This window comes from Pseudonocardia thermophila, assembly GCF_900142365.1.
GTDB classification, from domain to species: Bacteria; Actinomycetota; Actinomycetes; order Mycobacteriales; family Pseudonocardiaceae; genus Pseudonocardia; species Pseudonocardia thermophila.
On sequence record NZ_FRAP01000008.1, the window covers coordinates 16,897 to 35,054 of the forward strand.

Consider the following 18,158-nt stretch of genomic DNA (forward strand, 5'->3'; position numbering starts at 1 on the left):
ACCCACCCGAGCGGCGGAGGGAGGCCGGGCGTGCGCAAGCGCATCGTGCTGCTCACGGTCGTCGCCGCCGCGGTCGCCATCATCCTGTTCGTGATCCCGCTCGCGCTGATCGCGGAGCGCTTCTACATGAGCGTGGAGGTCGCCGAGCTGGAGCGGGAGGCCAACTCGGTCGTCTCGGACGTCAGCGGCGACATCCAGCGCGGCCGGGTCCCGCCGCCGGCGTGGATCGAGGACGAGATCAACGCCGCGATCTACGACCACCGGGGCGTGAAGGTGGCCGGGGACGGCCCGCCGCTGGCGGACCAGGCGGTGCGCAAGGCCATCAACGAGGGCGAGGTCGAGCACTCCGACGACGACCTGGACGAGCTCGTCGTGGCCGTCCCGATCTTCCACGACGGCGACGTCGAGGCGGTCGTGCGCGCCACCCGCAGCGGCGAGCAGGTGATCGAGAACCTCGCCTACCGGTACGCGCAGATCGCGGCGCTCGCTGTGCTCGCCGTGCTGGTCACGTGGTTGCTGGCGCGGCTGATGGCGGCCCGGCTCGCCGGCAGCGTCGAGGACCTGTCTCGGCGCGCGCTGCGCCTGGGCGACGGCGACTTCACCACCGACGACACCGTCACCGGCATCCCCGAGATCGACGAGGTCCGCTCGGCGCTCAACGCCACCGCGACCCGCTTGGACGCCCTGCTCGCCCGGGAGCGCGCGTTCTCGGCGGAGGCGTCGCACCAGCTGCGGACCCCGCTCACCGGCCTGCAGCTGCGCCTGGAGGCCGCGCTGCGCTCCGGCCGCGAGGACCACACCGCGGCGATCATGGCGAGCCTCGCCGAGGTCGACCGGCTGGAACGCACCATCACCGACTTGCTCGCGCTGGCCCGCGGCACCCGGCAGAAGGGTGTCCTCGACCTGACCGGGCTGCTGAACGAGGTCGAGCAGGTGTGGGGGCCGCGGCTGACCGCCGAGCAGCGAGCGCTGCGGTTCGCCGTGGAGGACGATCTCCCGCCGGTGGAGGCGTCGACGGCGGCGATCCGCCAGGTCCTCACCGTGCTCATGGGCAACGCGCTGGAGCACGGCCGGGGCACTGTCACGGTCGGGGTCCGCGACATCGAGGACGCGGTCGCGATCGACGTCGCCGACGAGGGCAGCGTCGAGGTGGGCGCGGGCCAGGACCTGTTCGAACGCCGCGAACCCGACGCGGAGGGGCACGGCATCGGGCTCGCGCTGGCCCGGCGCCTGGTGGAGGCCGAGGGCGGGCGGCTGCAGCTGACCTCGTCGGACCCGACGAGGCTGACGATGTTCCTGCCGGTCAAGCCGCCGCAGATGGCCGAGCCGCCACCCACCCCGGAGCGGGGCGTCCAGGGGGTGCTGCAGCTGCCCACCGGCTGGACCCGTCCCTGAGCGAGCGCCTCTAGGCTGATCGTGTGGCCCGCATCCTGCTCGTCGAGGACGATCCCACGATCGGCAAGGTCCTGGAGACCAGCCTCGCGTCGTCGGGCAACCAGACCACCTGGGTCACCTACGGCCGGGAGGCGCTCGACCAGGCCGCAGCGGGGCCGATCGATCTCGTGCTCCTCGATCTCGGCCTGCCCGACATGGACGGCGTCGACGTGTGCCGGCGGCTGCGCGCAGAGCAGCCGGGCTGCGTGATCGTGATGCTCACCGCCCGCCAGGAGGAGATGGACGTCGTCGTCGGGCTGGAAGCGGGCGCCGACGACTACCTCACCAAGCCGATCCGGCTGGGCGAGCTGCTCGCCCGGGTGCGGGCGCACCTGCGCCGCGGCGGCGCGAACACCGTCCCGTCCGGGGTGATGACGTTCGGCGCGCTCACCGTCGACACCGGCAGCAGGCGGGTCCTCGTCGGGGGGCGCGAGGTGCCGCTGCGCGCCAAGGAGTTCGACCTGCTCGCCCGGCTGGCCGCGGAGCCCGGCGTCGCGCTCTCCCGCGCCACGCTGATGGCCGACGTGTGGGACGACCACTGGATGGGCTCGACGAAGACGCTGGACGTGCACGTGGCTGCGCTGCGCCGCAAGCTCGAGCAGGCCGCCGGACCGGTCACCGCACCGTTGCCACGCATCGTCACATTGCGCGGGTTCGGTTACCGGCTCGAAGAGACGCCGGCCACAGGCTGACGACCGCTGGCCGCTCCAGCAGAGCCTGCCGTCGTTTTCCCGCGACCTCCCGAGCAACCTCGGGTCAGGATGGACGTGGCCGCTCCCCAGCCACCCCACCCGGGTGTCGCCCGGCCCGGTCCCGCGGATCACCCGATGGGATCGCCGTGGACCCGTTCTCCGCGTGCGGTGATTACCGTCGCGGCACGAGTCCCGACCGTGCCGTTCCCGGAAGGATCAGCAAGACCTCATGCGCGCACAGCGAGTGACGAAGCCCGGACGCGCGGCGCACCGCCGTGTCGCCCGCCGGCCCGGTCGCGGCCTGCGGTCCGGCCTGGCCGGTGCCCTGGTCGCGGGGCTCGTCATGGTCGCCCTCGGTCTGCAGGACGCCACCCCCGGACCGCTCGCCGCCCTGCTCGACAGCCGCACCCGCCCGCTGGCCGACCAGCAGGCCGTCCAGCAGGAGGCCGCGGCCGAGCCGGCCCCGCAGGCCACCGCACCCGCCGCGGAACCGCCCCCGGAACCCGCCCAGGAGCAGCCGGAGCAGCAGCAGCCGGCGGCGACCGCCGAGCCGGAGCGGATCGGACCCGTCCCGCCGCCGCTGCCGTCGATGCCGACCGGCCCGGTGATCCGGGTCGCCAAGGGCGGCTCGATCGCCGACGCGCTGGCCGAGGCGAAGCCCGGTGACACCGTGCTGGTCCCCGGCGGCACCTACCCCGGCGGGCTCGACGTCGAGGTCGACGGCGCGCCCGGCAAGCCGATCACCATCCAGGCCGTGCCCGGTGAGAAGGTCACGATCACCGGAGGTGGCGGCGGGAACGGGCTGGTCAGCCTCGACAACCGCTCCTGGATCACCATGATCGGGATCTCGGTGAAGGGCTCCGGCCGGCACGGCATCTACGCCCACCGGGCGAGCAACATCGTGCTGCGCGACTGCGAGGTCGCCGACTCCCAGGACGGCGGCGTCGTGTTCCTGGAGTCGAAGAACATCAAGGTGCAGCGTTGCGACATCCACGGGAACAACGCCCGCGGCACCAGCGCCTCCAACGAGGCGATGAGCTTCGACCACACGGAGAACTTCGAGATCAGCTTCTCGACGGTGCACGACAACGGCGAAGAGGGCATCGACGCCAAGTACGAGTCGCGCAACGGCAGGATCTTCAACAACACCGTCGACGGCAACCGCGGGCCGAACATCTACATCGACTCCGCGCGGGACATCGAGGTGTTCAACAACACCGTCACGAACACCACGCACGAGTCGAAGGCCGGCATCGCGATCGCGGTCGAGGACTACTCGGAGACCCGCCGCGCGGCCAACATCAAGGTCTACAACAACGTGGTCCGCGGCAACGCCGGCGGCGGCATCGGTTTCTGGACCGAATCCAGCGGCACCTTCTCCGGGATCCAGATCATCAACAACACCGTCGTCAAGAACGCCAAGAGCGACCTGAAGTTCGACGGCGGCAGCTTCACCGGCACGAACATCCTGCGGAACAACATCTTCGGGTCCGGCAGCGCCGGCAGCTTCGCCGCCGACAACAACATCTTCGGCGCGATCGACGGCATCCTCGACGGCGCGCTCAAGCTGATCAAGGGCTCGAAGGCCGCGGGCGCGGGCAACCCCGAGGGCGCCCCGGCGTTCGACATCACCGGCATCAAACGCGGCAGCCGCATCGATCTCGGCGCTTACCAGGTGACCGTGGAGAACACCGTCGCCAACCCCACGACGGCGCTCACCGGCCTGGTCAACGAGATCCAGGCGGCGACGAGCCAGCTGACCCAGGGCCTGGTCAGCGCGGTGCTCGGCTCGGCCTCGCGCACCCCCACGGACGCGTCCGGGGCACAGGAGACCGTGCCGGAGCCGGTGACCCCGACGGCGGACTGAGCGTCAGGCCGCTGCCTGCAGCCAGGGCTCCCAGGCCGGGAGCGGCTCCGTCGCCAGCACGAGGGCCGCTCCCGCCCGGCTCGGCGCCTTGGGCGGCTTCGCGAGCTTCCAGCCCAGCTCCTCCAGGAGCCGGTCGGCTTTGCGCGAGTTGCAGGCCCGGCAGGCGGCGACGCAGTTCTCCCAGGTGTGGGTGCCTCCGCGACTCCGGGGGATGACGTGGTCGATCGTGTCGGCGCGGCGTGAGCAGTAGGCGCAGCGGCGGCCGTCGCGGCGCAGCACCCCCGCGCGGGTCATGGGGACGGACCTGCGGTAGGGGACGCGCACGTAGCGGGAAAGACGCATGACGGTCGGGGCGTTGACCGTCAGGTTCTCCGAGTGGAAGGCGACGACGGGCGATTCCTCGACGCACTCGGCCTTGCCGGAGAGGAGCAGCACCACCGCGCGCTTGGCCGTGACCACGGCCAGCGGCTCGAAGGTGGCATTCAGTAGTAGGACCCGGGACCCCGTCGGGAGCGCGCCCGGGTTCGGCGAGCTCCCCGGCGGCGGCTCCTGGCTGGAGTCGACGCCGTCGGGGTCAGGTTGTCGGTACTTCACCTCGACCACCTCCCTCGTGAGATCAGACCATAACGAGGGCGGGTTACGCACGTGTGATATAGAGGCGACTTCTACTCCCGGGCGAGTCACGTGGATCACCCAGGCGACCTGCGATGATCAGTTCTCGGCTCGGACAGCGGTGTCGAGCGCTCGTGCGACGTCGGCGACGAGGTCGGCGGTGTCCTCGCAGCCCGCGGAGAACCGCAGGGTCCCGGGCGCGACGTCGTCCCCCCATCGGGCGCGGCGATCAGCGCTGCTGCGCAGCCCGCCGAAGCTGGTCTCCGAGGCGACGAGCTGCGACGCCTCGAGGAACCGGGCGACCGCGTCGACGGACGGCAGGGTGAACCGCAGCAGCCCGTTCCAGCGCCGCATCTGCCGGGCGGCCACGGCGTGCGCGGGATCAGACGGCAGGCCGGGCCAGCGCACGTCGGTGACGCCGGGGCGGTCCAGCAGCAGCTCGGCGACCGCGCGAGCGTTCTCCGCCTGGCGGGCCAGCCGGAGATCGAGGGTGCCCAGGCCGCGGTGCACCAGCCACGCCTCCATGGGACCGGGGATCGCGCCGGACCGGGTGCGGGCCTCGCGCAGCGCCGCGGCCAGCGCCGGGTCGCGGGTGCTGACGTGCCCCAGAACGACGTCGCCGTGCCCGGAGAGGGCCTTCGTGTCGCTCGCGACGACGAGATCGGCACCCAGCTCGAGCGGGCGCTGCCCGAGCGGCGTGCAGGTGGTGTTGTCGACGGCGAGCAGCGCCCCGGCCGCGTGCGCCGCAGCCGCGACGGCGGCGATGTCGGTGACGTCGAGCCCCGGGTTGGACGGGGTCTCGACGAGCACCAGCCCGGCCCCGCGCACGTCGGGCACCGGGCCGGTCGGGGCCGTACGGATCCCCACGCCGAGCGGCCCCAGCTCGGCCTGCGCCAGCGACCGGGCCAGGTAGTAGCCGTCGGAGGGCAGCACGAGATCGCCCTTCAGCGCGCCCAGTCGCAGCACCGCGGCGATCGCGGCCATGCCGGAGGCGAACACCACGCACTCGCCGCCGTCCAGCTCGCCGATCGCGCTCTCCAGCGCCCGCCACGTCGGGTTGCCAGCACGGCCGTAGAAGTCGGTGGGCAGGTCGGGGCCGACGCCCAGATCGAACGTCGAGGACAGGACGGGACCCGGGTGCGTGGGCAGGCCGGGCCCGGGATCGGGCCGGCCGCCGTGCACGCAGCGCGTGCCGTCGCCGCTACTCGGGCCGAGGGGCACGCGTGATCAGTTCCTTGCCCATGTCCGCCGCGGACAGGCCCTCGTGGCAGACCCGCCGCACGGCGTCCGAGATCGGCAGCTCCACCCCGTGGCGCCGGCCGAGCTCGCAGATCGACAGGCACGACTTCACGCCCTCCGCGACCTGTCCGTGGTTGGCCTCCTCAGCCTGGGCGAGGGTCTCACCGCGGCCGAGCCGCTCGCCGAACGTGCGGTTGCGCGACAGCGGCGACGAGCACGTCGCGACGAGATCGCCGAGCCCGGCCAGCCCGGCGAACGTGAGCGGGTCGGCCCCCAGCGCCACTCCGAGCCGGGACATCTCGGCGAGCCCGCGGGTGATCAGCGTGGCGCGGGTGTTGTCGCCGTATCCCAGTCCGGCGGCCATGCCGCAGGCGAGCGCGATGACGTTCTTCCCGGCCCCGGCCAGCTCGCAGCCGATGACGTCGGTGTTGGTGTAGGCCTTGAAGTAGCCCGCGGTGATGGCGTGCTGCAGCGCGACCGCGCGGTCGTGATCGATGCAGGCGATCACGGTGGCGCTCGGCTCCTCGGCGGCGATCTCCCGGGCCAGGTTGGGGCCGGACACGACGGCCACCTGCTCCGGCGGCACGTCGGCCACCTCCACGATGACCTCGCTCATGCGCTTGAGCGTGCCCAGCTCGACGCCCTTGGCGAGACTCACCAGCGTCGCGTCCCGCGGCAGCAGGTCGCGCCATCCGGCCAGGTTCTCGCGCAGGGTCTGCGACGGCACGCCGAACACCACCGCGTCGACGCCGTCGAGCGCCTCCGCTGGGTCGGTGGTGGCGGTGATCGTCGGCGGGAGCACGATCCCGGCCATGTAGTCGCGGTTGATGTGCCGTTCGTTGATCGAGGCGGCCACCTCGGGCCGGCGGGCCCACAGGATCACTTCGCGGCCCGCATCGCCGAGCACCTTCGCGAACGCCGTCCCCCACGATCCGGCGCCGAGGACGGCCAACCGCTGCACGCGGCGCGTCACGAGGCGCTCCGGCGGAAGAACTCGGCGGGCGCGGGCTCCCCGCGCACCTCGGCGACCAGGTCCCGGACCCGGGTCATGATCATGTCGGTGACCTCCCGCAGCAGTTCGCCGTCCACCGGCTTGCCGCGGTACTCGGACAGGTCGATCGGCGGGCCGAACCGCACGGTGATGTCCTTGCGCGGCAGCGGGCGGAACTTCTTGTTGTAGCCGTCGTAGACGTCGCGGGTGCCCCAGTGCGCACACGGGATGACCGGCACGTCGGTGGCCAGCGCCATCCGGGCCACGCCGGTGCGCGCCTCCATCGGCCACCCGGCCGGGTCGCGCGTGATCGTGCCCTCGGGGTAGATCACGACGACCTTGCCCCGCTGCAGCTCGGCGATGCCGGTGCGCAGGCTCTGCTGCGCGTCGGCGGTGTCGCGGTGGACGGGGATCTGCCCGGTGCCGCGCATGATCGTGCCCAGCACCGGCTTGCGCCACAGGCTGTCCTTGGCGAGGAACCGCGGTACCCGGCGCGCGCGGTGGACCATCAGGCCGGTGACGACCGGGTCGAGGTGCGAGATGTGGTTCGCGACGACGATGGCGCCGCCGGTCGGTGGCAGGTACTGCTTGCCCTCGTAGTGCACCCGACCGGCCAGCCAGCCCATCGGGTAGAAGAAGACAGCGCAGAACCCGATCCAGAAACCGCCCTTCTCACGCTTCACGAGCCTGAGTCTTCCCGGCGGGCCGCCCTTGGTCCACAACCGGGCCCCTGGGGTGCACCATGGACGGGTGACGCCTCCCCCGCCGTTCGGCCTCGTCGTGCCGGTCAAGGTGCTCGCCGCGGCGAAGACCCGCCTGCGCGGTGCCGCTGACGACGGCGTCGGCGAACCGTCCGCCCACGCCCGGCTCGCCCTCGCGCTGGCCCACGACACCATCGCCGCGGTCCGCGGGGCCTCCGGCGTCGGCAGGCTCCTGGTGGTCAGCTCTGATCCGGTGGTGGCCGCCGAGCTGGGCGCGGTCGGCGTCGAGGTCGTGCCGGACGGGCCGGTCGCCGGGCTCAACGCCGCCTACCGCCACGGCGCCGGGCTGCTGGGGACCGACGGTCCGGTGGCCGCGCTGCAGGCGGACCTGCCGGCGCTGCGTCCGCAGGAGCTGACCGCGGCGCTCGCGGCCGCGTGGGTGGCGTTCGGCCACGGCGCACCGGCCGCGTTCTGCGCCGACGCCGAAGGCACCGGCACCACCCTGCTCGCCGCCGCACCCGGGCAGCCGCTCGATCCGCGGTTCGGCGACGGCTCCGCGGCCGCCCACCGCACGGCCGGGGCGCAGGAACTGGTCGGCGACTGGCCGGGGCTGCGCCGCGACGTCGACACCCCCGACGACCTGCGCGCCGCCGCCGAGCTGGGGCTCGGCCCGCACACCCGCTGCGTGCTGGCCCCCACGAGCCCGGACTGCTGATCCCCGGTCACGGCGTGCAGGTGAGGACGTTCACGCCGGGCTGCCCGCCCACGTCCAGGCTGGTCGCCCGACCGTCCGGGCCGATCGTGAACGTGACCTTCGAACGCTGGTCGGGCAGCTCGGGGGACTCGATGATCGTGAAGCTGTCGCCGCTCCAGTGCGTCAGCGGGAACGGCCGCCCGCCCGGGCCCTCGTGCAGCACCAGCTGCCCGTCCTCGGCGGTGACGGTGAACGCCCCGTAGTACGGGTTGCTGCACGTCCCGACGTACGCGCTCAGGTCCCGGGCCGGGGCGGCGTTCGGCGGCGGCGCGGCGAGCTCCGGATCGGGCTGGAACAGCGGGGCGACGCGCTCGGCCCAGGCCGTGGTCCAGTCCCGGGTGGGGCCGCCGCGCACCACGTCGTCCACGATCGTGTCGGCGATCGCCTCCGCGGCGCCGATCGGGCTGCCGTTGGTCAGCACCACGACGCCGAGCCCGAGCTCGGGCAGCAGCACGGCCGTGGTCGCCGCGCCGGTCGTGAACGCCCCGGAGTGCGACCATCGCACGTACCCGAGGTGGTCGACGTCCACGTTCCACCCCAGGCCGTAGAACGCACCGATGGTCTCGGGGCCGGTCGGCGGCGTGCGCAGGATGTGCGGGGTGTGCGTCTCGGCCAGCGCCTCCTCCGCCACGATCCGGGTGCCGTCGAGCTCGCCGCCCGCGAGCTGCAGCCGGATCCACCGGCTCAGGTCCTCGACGGTGGAGGAGATCCCGCCGGCGGGCGCCTGGGCGTCCGGGTCGCGACCCGGCCCGATCTGCCACGAGCCGCCCACCCGGATGTGCCCGGTGGCCCGGTCGGGACGGGCGCGGTAGTCGGCGCTGCGCGCGCTCGACGAGGTCATGCCGGCGGGGCCGAACAGCTCCTGCTGCATCAGGTCCTCGAACGTGGTGCCGGCGACCCTCGCTGCGGCCTCCCCGGCGGCGGTCATCCCGAAGTTGCTGTAGGAGTACGTCGCGCGGAACGGGTCGAGCGGCACGTACCGGATCCGCTCGAAGATCGCGGCGCGGTCGTAGCCGATCTCCTCCAGCCGGTTGCCGGTCAGGCCGGGCAGGCCGCTGCGGTGCGCGTAGAGATCGGCGAACGTCACGTGCTCGGTGACGTAGGGATCGCTGAAGACCAGCTCGGGCAGGTGCGGGTGCACCGGGTCGTCCCAGCCGAACCGGCCCTTGCCGACGAGCGCGGCGAGGGCCGTCGAGCTGACCGGCTTGGACAGCGAAGCGATCTGGAACACGGTGCCCGGGCCGATCGGGTCCGGCTTGCCCAGCTCACGCACCCCGTACCCCTTGGTGAACACGGTGCGGTCGCCGTGCACGACACCGACCGCGACACCGGGCACCCCCGTTGCCCTCATCGTCGCGGCGACGACGTCGTCGATGCGGCCGAGCGCGTCGTCGACCTGCGCCTGCGGCACGTCGGTGGCGGGTGGCGCAGTGGCCGGACCGGCCGGGTCCGGGGAGCCGGGCGAACAGGCCAGTGCGCCCCCGAGCAGCACGACGAGCAGGAGTACGACGACGATCCGTCGGTCCATCGGGGTCACCTGCCTCGGCTGTCCACATCGGCCTCGTTCACTCGCCGGGGACCGTCAGTCCGTTAACGCCCGGGCGTCGGCCGGCTGCGGATTCGCTAGAGTCGCGTACGTGGGTCGAGCAAGGGACCGTCGGTGATCGTCACCTGCCCGAAGTGCTTCTCCTTCGACGATGTGCTGCCGCCGCGGCGCTCGCCGGACGGGCGGATCGACTACACCTGCACCGGTGACCACGGCGGCGAAGGCCCGTTCCGGTGGAGCTCCACCCCCGACGCCGTCGACCTGCCCTCCCCGCGCCGGACGGCGGCTTCGTCCTCGTCGTCGGCCACCCGGGCGCCCCGGGCTCCGCGCGCGCCGCGCCCGAACCCCGACGACGCCTCCATCGACGAGCTGCTCGATCCGCTGCTCGCCTGCGTCAACCCCGGCGAGCCGTTCGTCGAGTACGGGGTGGTCGAGTACCGCTTCCGGCAGGCCCGCCCCGACCTGTTCCTGCAGCACGTGCGCGAGCGGGGCCACGTCATGCTCGGCACCCGCCGCAACCTCGCCGCGTCGTCGTCGCGGTTCACCCGCGCGCTGCGCAAGCTGGAGAGCGCGGGTCAGCTGGTGTCGGTGAAGGGCCCGGGCACCGGTGCGTGGCGCTACGAGCAGTCGATCGGCTACTGGGCCCGCCCGCCGCGACCGTCCGGCCCGCTGCTGACCTGGTCGATGTTCTGCGCCACCCAGGGCCGCAGCGCGGAGTGGACCGCCGAGGACCGCGCGCTGTTCGACACGCCGTGACGGGCCGCGCCGCGTTCGGGTGATCGCCCGAGCTGCGGTTGTGCGGGCCCGCGGGTGCTGGTCCACTGAGGAGGGCCGCGTCGCGCCGGTGGCTCGGCCGGGAGCGATGGACCCGACGCGCTCAGGGAGCGGCGCATGGCTGATCCGGCTCGCACCGACTTCTCGGTCGACCTCGTCCGCACCGAGCCGGGGATCTGCGTCGTGACCGTGTCCGGCGCGCTCGACATCAGCACCGAGGGGCGGGTGCGCGCCTTCCTGGCGGCCGCGATCGCCACGCCGGGGACGGCCCTGGTCGTCGTGGACGTCGACCGGGTCACGTTCGTCGGGGTGAGCGGCCTGCGCGCCGTCCTCGACGCCCGCGCGAAGGCCGCTGAGCGCGGCATCGCCGTCGAGCTGGTCGGCGACCAGCCCATCGTGCGGCGGCTGCTCGACGTCGTTGCCGCGCACGGCACCGGCCCCGGGCAGCTCCCCCTCCACCCCGACATCTGCAGTGCGCGCCGCCGCCTGGCCTCGTCACTCTGACGGCCGCATCGGCATCGACCCTGCCGTCCGAACGGCCGAACCGGACACTGGGCCACCTGTGATTTCACGGTTTGACTGCAGAAGATCTCTTGCGACAACTGTAGGTTTCGGCACAGGATGGTCAGGGGACGTGGACATCGAGCCCGTCGAGGAGGAGGCAACGGTGAAGCAGCACGACTCGGACGTCACGGATCCCATCAGCGCGGCCTTCCGCATCGACGACGCGGCCCGCGCTGTGCAGGCCATCCACGGCGTGCGGGGTCGGCGCAGGACCGTGCGGGACACCGCCGTGCGACCCGGCGCGCGACCGACCGCCGGGACGTCGCCGCATTCGGGGTCGTCGTCCTGAGGCCGTGGCCGTGACGGCGATGCCGACGGGGGCGACGATGCCGACGGTGGCGACGCATCCGACGACCGCGGCGCCCCGGCAGGTGACGCGGTCACTGCGATCGCGAGCTGCGACAGGGACCCCGGCCCGCCCCGGGGCGGTGCCGTCCGGCCTGCGGGCCGGGCGGCGCCCCGGCGCCGACGACTGGTACGTGGTGCCGGTGACCGGCCTCTTCGACGAGGCGGCCGCGCACCGCGTGGTCCGCCTGATCTGCGCTCGGCTGCACCTGCTCGACACCGGCCGGACGCGCCTGCGGCACATCGCGATCGACGTGTCCGAGTGCGCGGGCCTGACGGCCGAAGGACTGGAGGTGCTGCTCGGCTCGCTCCCCGCCGCCGCGGAACGCGGGGTGGGCGTTCACCTGGTGGGACGGGGTGCACTGACCCACGACGTGCCGCTTCGGGCGCGTCGCCTGCTGCACCGCTTCAAGGTCTTCCCGACACTGGCGGCCGCCCGCGCCGCCTTCGACCACTGAGCCGTATCGAACCGCGCCGTATCAGACCGAACCACCGTAGCGAACTCGACGCGCAACGCCCCGGCCCGTGGCCGGGGCGTTGTCGTTGCCAGGTTCGAAACCGGTTCGACGCTGCTGGTCGACGCGGCTCAAGACACCGACGGCGCGGACGGCGGCGCCGAAGGCGGCTGCTGCGTGTCCGGTCCGCCGGGCCCCTGCTGCGGCGGGTACTGGGGCGGTGGATCCTGCAGCGCCGCCGTCACCCTTGCGAGCCGGCTGCGCAGATCGTCGATGATCATCTGCGCGTCCTGCCGCTCCCGGGCGAGCTGGTCCTGCAGCTCGACGATGCGCGCGGCAGCGTCGAGCGTCATCCCGTCGTCGAACAGCTCACGCATGCGCTGCGCCAGCGCGAGCTGGCGGCGGGAGTAGCGGCGATGTCCGCCGGGTGACCGGTGCGGCGCGAGCACGCCCGCCGCGTCGAGGCTGCGGAGGAACGCCGGCTGCACACCGAGCAGCTCGGCGGCCTGGCCCATGGTCAGCGCGGGGTAGTCCGCGTCGTCGAGCTTGCCGACACCTTCCGGCACCCGTTCACCTCCTCCCGACGCTGCCGCGTCACGCCTCCTCTTCCCGCGGGCCATATTTGTTGATGCTACTGCAGATTCTCTGCGGGTCACGTCACCCGGGACGGATTCGATCCAGACCACATTCCGGGCCGGGACCGGACCGCTCCGCAGCGCGCCCGTCAGGCGTCGATCTGGGCGCGCTCCGGGCCCGCGTTGATCGCGATGCGCCGCGGCTTGGCCTTCTCCGCGACCGGGATGCGCAGCGTCAGCACACCGGCGTCGTACCGCGCGTCGATGCGTTCGGTGTCGAGCCCGTCGTCGAGGAACAGCTGCCGCGTCATCGACCCGTGATGCCGCTCCGCGACCTGCATCTCCACGTCGCCCCGGGTCGTCGGATCGGGCCGCTCCGCCTTCACCGTCAGCGTGTTCTGCTCCACGCTCACATCGATCGCGGACGGATCCACCCCCGGCAGATCGATCGCGAGCACGTACGTGTCACCGTCCCGCCACGCGTCCATCGGCATCGCGGACGGCCGCGCGAACGCGCTCACGACCCCCAGCGCCTGCTCCGCAAGCCGATCAAGCTCGTGGAACGCGTCGGTCCGCATCAACATCGCCATCCATCCCTCCTACTGAAATCTGTCCTCCTGACAGCAGAAGTGATGTGGTTACCACGGGAACCGGATCCACCGACCCCCGATACCTCCAAGGGTAGATGTAGAAAATCTCTACTGCAAACTGACGGTTGTCCGGGTATGTCCAGCTCAGGAGCCCGACCCGGGCTGCGGCTGCTCGCCCGGTTCCCACCTCGGTCGCCGCATCCGCGCCACCCGGTCCACGACGACCCGAGAGCACACGTCACGAAGCCGCGCCGGCGGCGGGCGGCGAACCCTTCCGTTCGCGCACCCGCCGCCGGCGCGGACAGGACGGCGACCGACCGATGGCCTCCGCGGCCACCGAGTCCGGGGCGGAGCCGTCGCGGCGATCCGTGGCGGTGCCCGAGAGCGACCCGGGGAGCGCCGGAGCTACCCCACCTCCGCCATCACGCCGTACCCCTCCATCGACTTCTTGAACTGCAGCGGGTCGCAGTCGACGAACGTGTCCGGGGAGAACTCCGCGTCCGCCATGACGCCCCACGCCTTCCTCCGCTGCATCGCGAGGTTGCCCGCGTCGTACAGCGGGAAGATGAGCGACTCCCGGTAGTACTTCTCCATCGGGAACTTCTTGTCGACCGCGTTGACGCCGACGATGCGCATGCAGTCGAACACGACGCTCTGCATCAGGTCTCCGCAGAAGGTCTTGTTCATCGCCCCGAGGGCCTGGCCCTCACTGTCGTACATGTCCATGTAGTGAGCGGCCTTCCAGCACATGTACCGGGCAGCTTCGATCTTCGCGGCGATCTCGGTGAGGAGGTTGCCGACGGCCTGGTGGTTGATGATCGGGCGAGCGCCGCCACCGGTGAAGGTCCTGGCCCAGTTGAGCGCGAACTGGTACGCGCCGCGGGCAACACCGACGGCGGCGATGCTGGCCACGGAGCCGGACCAGGTGAAGTTGCGGTTGATGACGAGGTCGCCGTCACCGTGGGCGAAGAGGTTCTCCTCGGGCACCCGGACGTCGCGGAACGTCATGGTGACGTTCTGGCAGGTGCGGTGCCCGATCTTGTCGATCACCTCGTACTCGATGCCGGGGGTGCCGCGTTCGACGAGGATCGCGCTGAGGCCTTCCTTGCCCCCCTTGGTGCGGTCGGTCCGCACGATGCACAGGTTCACGTCCGCGCCCTGCAGGTCCCACCCGCCGGCGTTGCAGGGCCAGTGCTTCTCGCCGTTGAGGACGTACTCGCCGTTGGCCTTGTCGTGGTCGGCGACGAGCTGGATCCCCGCGGTGGGGCTCGGGTGATCGAAGTTGGCGGTGCCACCGCGTTCGCTGACGACCCAGCCCGCGAGGTAGTCGGTGCGTCCGCTCGACGTGGCCTGGCCGATCCACTTCTCGCACTGCTGTTCGCTCCCGAACCACGTCAGCGGCATCAGCGCGAGCCCGTTCACGAGCACGATCGTGGGGAAACCCGGGTCGACGGCGCACAGCTCCTCGGCGGCGATCATGAAGTCGACGTTCGACAGGCCGCCGCCGCCGTACTTCTTCGGGAGGAAGCTGGTCGGCAGCCCCATCGCGGAGGCCTGCTCGAAGGCCGGCTTCATCGCGAGGAAGGCCTCCTGCGGATCGGTCAGCGCGTCGGCGCGTTCGGCGGCGGGTCGGACCACCTCCTGCGCGAACTCACGCATGCCGTACTTGAGCTTCTTCTGCTCCGCGGTCAGTTCGAAGTCGATCGACACGAGCGTTCCTCCTCGTCGAGGATGAGTGCGGGCCGTGCGACGGCGCGCACCGGTGAACCCGCGGAGGGCTTCGGCGCGAGCGCAGGACGGCCAGCGGCTACCGGCGGATGTCGGTGCTCCCGGTGAGCCCGAGCGCACCGCGAAGGCCTTGATCGTTCACGGCGATGTCGTCGAGGCCGGCGGCGTCGAGGACAGCGAAGTACGCGGCGACGGCCTCGGCGAAGACGTTGCGCGCCCCGCACACACCCGCCACCCGGCAGAACCTGACCGGACCGAGGCACTCGACGACGGCGTGGTCCGGTTCCATGGCCCGCATGACCTCGCCGACGGTGATGGTCGCCGGGTCGCGGTGGAGGCTCACGCCGCCGCCGCGGCCAGGGGTCGTGCGAACGAGATCGGCGGCGACCATGCGCTGAACCACCTTGTCGAGGTGGTGCCGGGACACGTGGTGCGCTGCCGCGATGTCGGCGATCGAGCCACGCCGTCCGGGAGCCACACGCAGGAAGAGCACGACGCGCAGCGCGTAGTCGGCGTGGTTGGTGTGCTTCAAGCCAGCTCGTCTCGATCGAGGGTCCGGCGGACTCTACCTCTCCTCGACGACGTCGGACGCCCGAAGCGCGTCGCCCGCCCGGAGTCGGTCACGTCCACACCGGGCGGTGGCCCGTGGCGACATCCACGACTCCGGCACCCGCGAGCGCCGGGTCGCCGTGGCCGACCCGATGCATCGCTCTCACAAAAACTCGGTACGCCAAATACTACTTTAGGGATGACCCGCATCACAAGCAGTGCCTCGACGCCGCAGCCCACCAGGAGAAGGACCTGGTCAGAGCCCCGTGCCAGCGGCGAACGTCGCTGATGCGGTAGCAGCTCTACCGTGATCACACCGGCCAGCGCTCGACGTCCAGCGCCGCGAGCCGCTCCGGATCACCCACCACCTCGTAGCTGTCGATCCGCGCTCCGTCGAAGACGAAGATGATCGCCACCGTCAGCTCCCCGTCCCGGACCACGACCGCACCGGGTGCGCCGTCCAGCAAAGCCGGTTCCGCCTCCCGCGCCGGCCCGGCGAAGACGAGCGCCTCGGCCGCGATCTCCCGCGCCCCGCACACGACCTCCGACCGACCGGGCGCGAGGAGCACCGGATCCACCCGCCGCACCGCCTCCGGGGAGAGCACGTCGAGCAGCGCCGCGATGTCACCGCGCCGCAGCGCATCCAGGAACCGTTCGACGACCCGCCGCCGCCCGGCCAGGTCCTGCGGCGCCGTCGCCCCCGCCTGCACCCGCCTGCGCGCCCGCGCGCCGAGCTTCTTCGTCGCCTCCACCGACCGTCCGAGCACCACCGCGATCTCCGCGAACGGGACCGCGAAGACGTCGTGCAGCACGAACGCGACCCGCTCGGCGGGCGACAGGCTGTCCAGGACGACGAGGAGCGCGCGGCCGACGGAGTCCGCGACCTCCGCCTCGGCCGCGGGGTCGACGGGACCGGGCTGGTCGATGCAGTCGCCGGTGAGGAGCTCGGGGCGGGCGCGCCGGGCCCGGAGCCGGTCCACGCAGATCCGTGACGTGACCGTCGTCAGCCACCCACCGAGGTTGCCGATCTCCTCCACGGAGCCACCCTGCAGCCGCAACCAGGCGTCCTGCACCGCGTCCTCGGCGTCCGGCACCGATCCCAGCAGCCGGTGCGCCAGCGCCCGCAGCCGCGGCCGGTGCGGCTCGAACAGGGCGGCGAGCTCGTCGTCGTTCATGTGTCCCTCTCCGCGCTTCGGCTCCGTCACCCCGGTTGACGTCCCGCGCACCCGGCGCGGGACACGACCCGCGGAGAGGGAGATGCGGCCATGAGCGTCCTGGTGGTGCAGTTCAGGGTCGATCCAGCCGACGTCGCGCAGGTACAGGCAGCGCTGACGGCGATGTGCGAGGCGCTCGCCGTCGAGCAGCCGGCGGGGACCCGGTTCGCCGCCTGCAAGCTCGCCGACGGCGTCAGCTTCCTCAACATCCTGCAGCTCGACGAGGGGGCGCCGAACCCGCTGCCGGAGATCCCGGCAGCCCGGGAGTTCCAGCAGCGCATGATCGCGTGCGCGCTCGGCGACGAGCCCCCGACCGCCGCGCCGGTGACCGTCGTGGGTTCATACGGCCTGCTCGAGGAGGTGCCGGCACGGTGACCGCCGCCTACACCTGCGTGGCCGTCGCGACGATCGTCGCCACCGCGGGCATCGCGGTGGCCGACTTCGCCAAGGCCCCGTTCGTGCTGAAGAACGCGGCGGCGGTCGGGGTACCGGAGTCCTGGGTGTACCCGCTGGCGACGGCGAAGGCGGCCGGCGCCGCCGGGTTGCTGCTCGGCTTGTTCGGGGTGCCGCTGGTGGGGACGGCGGCGGCGATCGGGCTCGTCCTGTTCTTCGTCGGCGCGCTGCTCACCCACCTGCGGGCGGGCGACTGCTCCGCGCAGCTGCTGTTCCCGGGCGGCTTCCTCGCCCTCGCGACGGGGACGCTGGTGCTCGGCCTCCTCAGCCATTGAAAGAAGTGCGTATTCCGCACAAGTGTGCGCGATACGCTCACCAGCGTGTCGGAGCTGCCACCCCCACTCCTGTTGCTCGTCCACGGCGCCTGGCACGGCGCGTGGGCCTGGGATCCCGTGCTCGCGCACCTCGCGGCCGCCGGCGTCGACGCCCGCGCCGTGACGCTGCCGGGACCCGGCCGCGCGCCGGGCCGGGCCGATCTGGCCGGCCACGTGGCCGCGCTGCGGACCGAGATCGACGCTGCTGGGCGGCCGGTCGTGCTGGCTGGGCATTCGTACGGCGGCGCCGTGGTGACGGAGGCGGCCGCCGGACGGCCGTCGGTCACGCACCTGGTCTACGTCGCCGCGTTCCTGCTCGACGAGGGCGAGTCGTGCGTCGACGCCAACGTGCCGGCGCCGGAGTACCCGGAGGGCATCGGGCCCGCGCTGCACGGCGAGCACCTCACGGTCGACGCCGCCTCGGCGCGCCTGATGTTCTACGACGATCTCCCGCCCGCCGCGGCCGACGCCGCGATCGCGCGGCTCACACCGGAGCACGTCGGCACGGTCACCAGCCCGGTGGGCGCTGCGGCGTGGCGCGAGGTCCCCAGCACCTACGTCGTGTGCGCCCGGGACCGAGCGATCCCGCCGGCCGCCCAGCAGCGCATGGCCGAGCGCGCGACCGCGCGGCACGTCCTCGATCGCGCGCACTCGCCCATGCTCGGCGCGCCCGCGGAACTGGCGACCCTCCTCGCCGACGCGGTGCGCACGGCGGGCCCCGGTAGGTTCGAGCCGACAGGACGGCACGGCGAGGAGTGAGA

The 18,158-nt window shown here is 72.6% G+C and carries 21 protein-coding genes; 11 read left to right on the top strand and 10 right to left on the bottom strand.

Going from position 1 to position 18,158, the window contains the following annotated elements:
• Positions 1 to 30 precede the first annotated feature (30 nt).
• The 3 genes from BUE41_RS11940 to BUE41_RS11950 all read left to right on the top strand — a co-directional run bounded on the left by BUE41_RS11940 (position 31) and on the right by BUE41_RS11950 (position 3,993).
• Positions 31 to 1,395 (top strand): sensor histidine kinase, encoded by a 1,365-nt coding sequence (locus BUE41_RS11940; protein ID WP_073457141.1) that lies wholly within the window; start codon positions 31 to 33, stop codon positions 1,393 to 1,395.
• Positions 1,396 to 1,418: 23 nt separating this feature from the next.
• Positions 1,419 to 2,126, top strand: coding sequence for a response regulator transcription factor (locus BUE41_RS11945; protein WP_073457142.1), 708 nt, complete (start codon positions 1,419 to 1,421; stop codon positions 2,124 to 2,126).
• 229 nt (positions 2,127 to 2,355) lie between these two features.
• On the top strand, positions 2,356 to 3,993 hold the full coding sequence (locus tag BUE41_RS11950) for a right-handed parallel beta-helix repeat-containing protein (protein ID WP_084754824.1): 1,638 nt from the start codon (positions 2,356 to 2,358) through the stop codon (positions 3,991 to 3,993).
• Between the two features lie 3 nt (positions 3,994 to 3,996).
• On the opposite strand, the gene BUE41_RS11955 is transcribed toward BUE41_RS11950, so the two are convergent.
• The 4 genes from BUE41_RS11955 to BUE41_RS11970 all read right to left on the bottom strand — a co-directional run bounded on the left by BUE41_RS11955 (position 3,997) and on the right by BUE41_RS11970 (position 7,518).
• Entirely contained in the window at positions 3,997 to 4,587 is a 591-nt protein-coding gene (locus BUE41_RS11955; protein ID WP_084754872.1) for an HNH endonuclease, read from the bottom strand.
• Positions 4,588 to 4,704: 117 nt separating this feature from the next.
• Positions 4,705 to 5,826: a cystathionine gamma-lyase gene (locus BUE41_RS11960; protein WP_073457144.1), complete on the bottom strand. Its 1,122-nt coding sequence runs from the start codon at positions 5,824 to 5,826 to the stop codon at positions 4,705 to 4,707.
• Positions 5,807 to 6,817: an NAD(P)H-dependent glycerol-3-phosphate dehydrogenase gene (locus tag BUE41_RS11965; protein WP_084754826.1), complete on the bottom strand. Its 1,011-nt coding sequence runs from the start codon at positions 6,815 to 6,817 to the stop codon at positions 5,807 to 5,809. Before BUE41_RS11965 ends, BUE41_RS11960 begins: the two co-directional genes overlap by 20 nt.
• Positions 6,814 to 7,518 carry a lysophospholipid acyltransferase family protein gene (locus BUE41_RS11970; protein WP_200803873.1) on the bottom strand — a complete coding sequence of 235 codons (705 nt, stop codon included), beginning with the start codon at positions 7,516 to 7,518 and terminating at the stop codon, positions 6,814 to 6,816. The genes BUE41_RS11965 and BUE41_RS11970 overlap by 4 nt, the downstream gene beginning before the upstream one ends.
• Before the next feature lie 67 nt (positions 7,519 to 7,585).
• Between BUE41_RS11970 and cofC the strand changes: the two genes are divergently transcribed.
• The gene (gene cofC / locus BUE41_RS11975) at positions 7,586 to 8,251 is read left to right on the top strand and encodes a 2-phospho-L-lactate guanylyltransferase (RefSeq protein WP_073457145.1); all 666 of its coding nucleotides are present in this window, start codon (positions 7,586 to 7,588) and stop codon (positions 8,249 to 8,251) included.
• Between the two features lie 7 nt (positions 8,252 to 8,258).
• Here cofC and BUE41_RS11980 read toward each other — a convergent pair whose 3' ends face one another.
• Positions 8,259 to 9,818, bottom strand: a complete 1,560-nt coding sequence (locus BUE41_RS11980; protein WP_073457146.1) for a serine hydrolase — start codon at positions 9,816 to 9,818, stop codon at positions 8,259 to 8,261.
• A gap of 132 nt (positions 9,819 to 9,950) precedes the next feature.
• Between BUE41_RS11980 and BUE41_RS11985 the strand changes: the two genes are divergently transcribed.
• From BUE41_RS11985 to BUE41_RS12000, 4 genes are all read left to right on the top strand, one after another.
• Positions 9,951 to 10,592, top strand: coding sequence for a hypothetical protein (locus BUE41_RS11985; RefSeq protein WP_073457147.1), 642 nt, complete (start codon positions 9,951 to 9,953; stop codon positions 10,590 to 10,592).
• A 135-nt stretch (positions 10,593 to 10,727) separates the two neighbouring features.
• On the top strand, positions 10,728 to 11,114 hold the full coding sequence (locus BUE41_RS11990; RefSeq protein ID WP_073457148.1) for an STAS domain-containing protein: 387 nt from the start codon (positions 10,728 to 10,730) through the stop codon (positions 11,112 to 11,114).
• A gap of 130 nt (positions 11,115 to 11,244) precedes the next feature.
• The gene (locus BUE41_RS11995) at positions 11,245 to 11,463 is read left to right on the top strand and encodes a hypothetical protein (protein WP_073457149.1); all 219 of its coding nucleotides are present in this window, start codon (positions 11,245 to 11,247) and stop codon (positions 11,461 to 11,463) included.
• Between the two features lie 46 nt (positions 11,464 to 11,509).
• On the top strand, positions 11,510 to 11,977 hold the full coding sequence (locus tag BUE41_RS12000) for a hypothetical protein (RefSeq protein ID WP_143172102.1): 468 nt from the start codon (positions 11,510 to 11,512) through the stop codon (positions 11,975 to 11,977).
• A 128-nt stretch (positions 11,978 to 12,105) separates the two neighbouring features.
• On the opposite strand, the gene BUE41_RS29625 is transcribed toward BUE41_RS12000, so the two are convergent.
• The 5 genes from BUE41_RS29625 to BUE41_RS12025 form a co-directional block, all read right to left on the bottom strand.
• Complete coding sequence (locus BUE41_RS29625) at positions 12,106 to 12,540, bottom strand: helix-turn-helix domain-containing protein (protein WP_407691658.1); 435 nt, start codon at positions 12,538 to 12,540, stop codon at positions 12,106 to 12,108.
• 158 nt (positions 12,541 to 12,698) lie between these two features.
• Complete coding sequence (locus BUE41_RS12010; protein WP_073457305.1) at positions 12,699 to 13,133, bottom strand: Hsp20/alpha crystallin family protein; 435 nt, start codon at positions 13,131 to 13,133, stop codon at positions 12,699 to 12,701.
• 411 nt (positions 13,134 to 13,544) lie between these two features.
• Complete coding sequence (locus BUE41_RS12015; protein WP_073457151.1) at positions 13,545 to 14,849, bottom strand: acyl-CoA dehydrogenase family protein; 1,305 nt, start codon at positions 14,847 to 14,849, stop codon at positions 13,545 to 13,547.
• Between the two features lie 97 nt (positions 14,850 to 14,946).
• Entirely contained in the window at positions 14,947 to 15,399 is a 453-nt protein-coding gene (locus BUE41_RS12020) for an RrF2 family transcriptional regulator (RefSeq protein ID WP_073457152.1), read from the bottom strand.
• Between the two features lie 328 nt (positions 15,400 to 15,727).
• A complete protein-coding gene (locus BUE41_RS12025) occupies positions 15,728 to 16,591 on the bottom strand; it encodes a sigma-70 family RNA polymerase sigma factor (RefSeq protein ID WP_073457153.1) in 864 nt (287 codons plus the stop codon).
• Positions 16,592 to 16,681: 90 nt separating this feature from the next.
• On the opposite strand from BUE41_RS12025, the gene BUE41_RS12030 reads away from it, so the two are divergent.
• The 3 genes from BUE41_RS12030 to BUE41_RS12040 are packed head-to-tail and all read left to right on the top strand — an operon-like array spanning position 16,682 to position 18,156.
• Positions 16,682 to 17,005, top strand: a complete 324-nt coding sequence (locus BUE41_RS12030) for a hypothetical protein (protein WP_073457154.1) — start codon at positions 16,682 to 16,684, stop codon at positions 17,003 to 17,005.
• On the top strand, positions 17,002 to 17,358 hold the full coding sequence (locus BUE41_RS12035; protein WP_073457155.1) for a DoxX family protein: 357 nt from the start codon (positions 17,002 to 17,004) through the stop codon (positions 17,356 to 17,358). The genes BUE41_RS12030 and BUE41_RS12035 overlap by 4 nt, the downstream gene beginning before the upstream one ends.
• Positions 17,359 to 17,403: 45 nt before the next feature.
• Complete coding sequence (locus tag BUE41_RS12040; protein WP_073457156.1) at positions 17,404 to 18,156, top strand: alpha/beta fold hydrolase; 753 nt, start codon at positions 17,404 to 17,406, stop codon at positions 18,154 to 18,156.
• Positions 18,157 to 18,158 lie beyond the last annotated feature (2 nt).

What these genes read in the sequence shown, in the direction of transcription:
- BUE41_RS11950 (WP_084754824.1), top strand. Translation starts at nt 2,356, where the DNA reads ATGCGCGCACAGCGAGTGACGAAGCCCGGACGCGCGGCGCACCGCCGT.
- BUE41_RS11980 (WP_073457146.1), bottom strand. Translation starts at nt 9,818, where the DNA reads ATGGACCGACGGATCGTCGTCGTACTCCTGCTCGTCGTGCTGCTCGGG.
- BUE41_RS11990 (WP_073457148.1), top strand. Translation starts at nt 10,728, where the DNA reads ATGGCTGATCCGGCTCGCACCGACTTCTCGGTCGACCTCGTCCGCACC.
- BUE41_RS12010 (WP_073457305.1), bottom strand. Translation starts at nt 13,133, where the DNA reads ATGTTGATGCGGACCGACGCGTTCCACGAGCTTGATCGGCTTGCGGAG.
- BUE41_RS12025 (WP_073457153.1), bottom strand. Translation starts at nt 16,591, where the DNA reads ATGAACGACGACGAGCTCGCCGCCCTGTTCGAGCCGCACCGGCCGCGG.
- BUE41_RS12030 (WP_073457154.1), top strand. Translation starts at nt 16,682, where the DNA reads ATGAGCGTCCTGGTGGTGCAGTTCAGGGTCGATCCAGCCGACGTCGCG.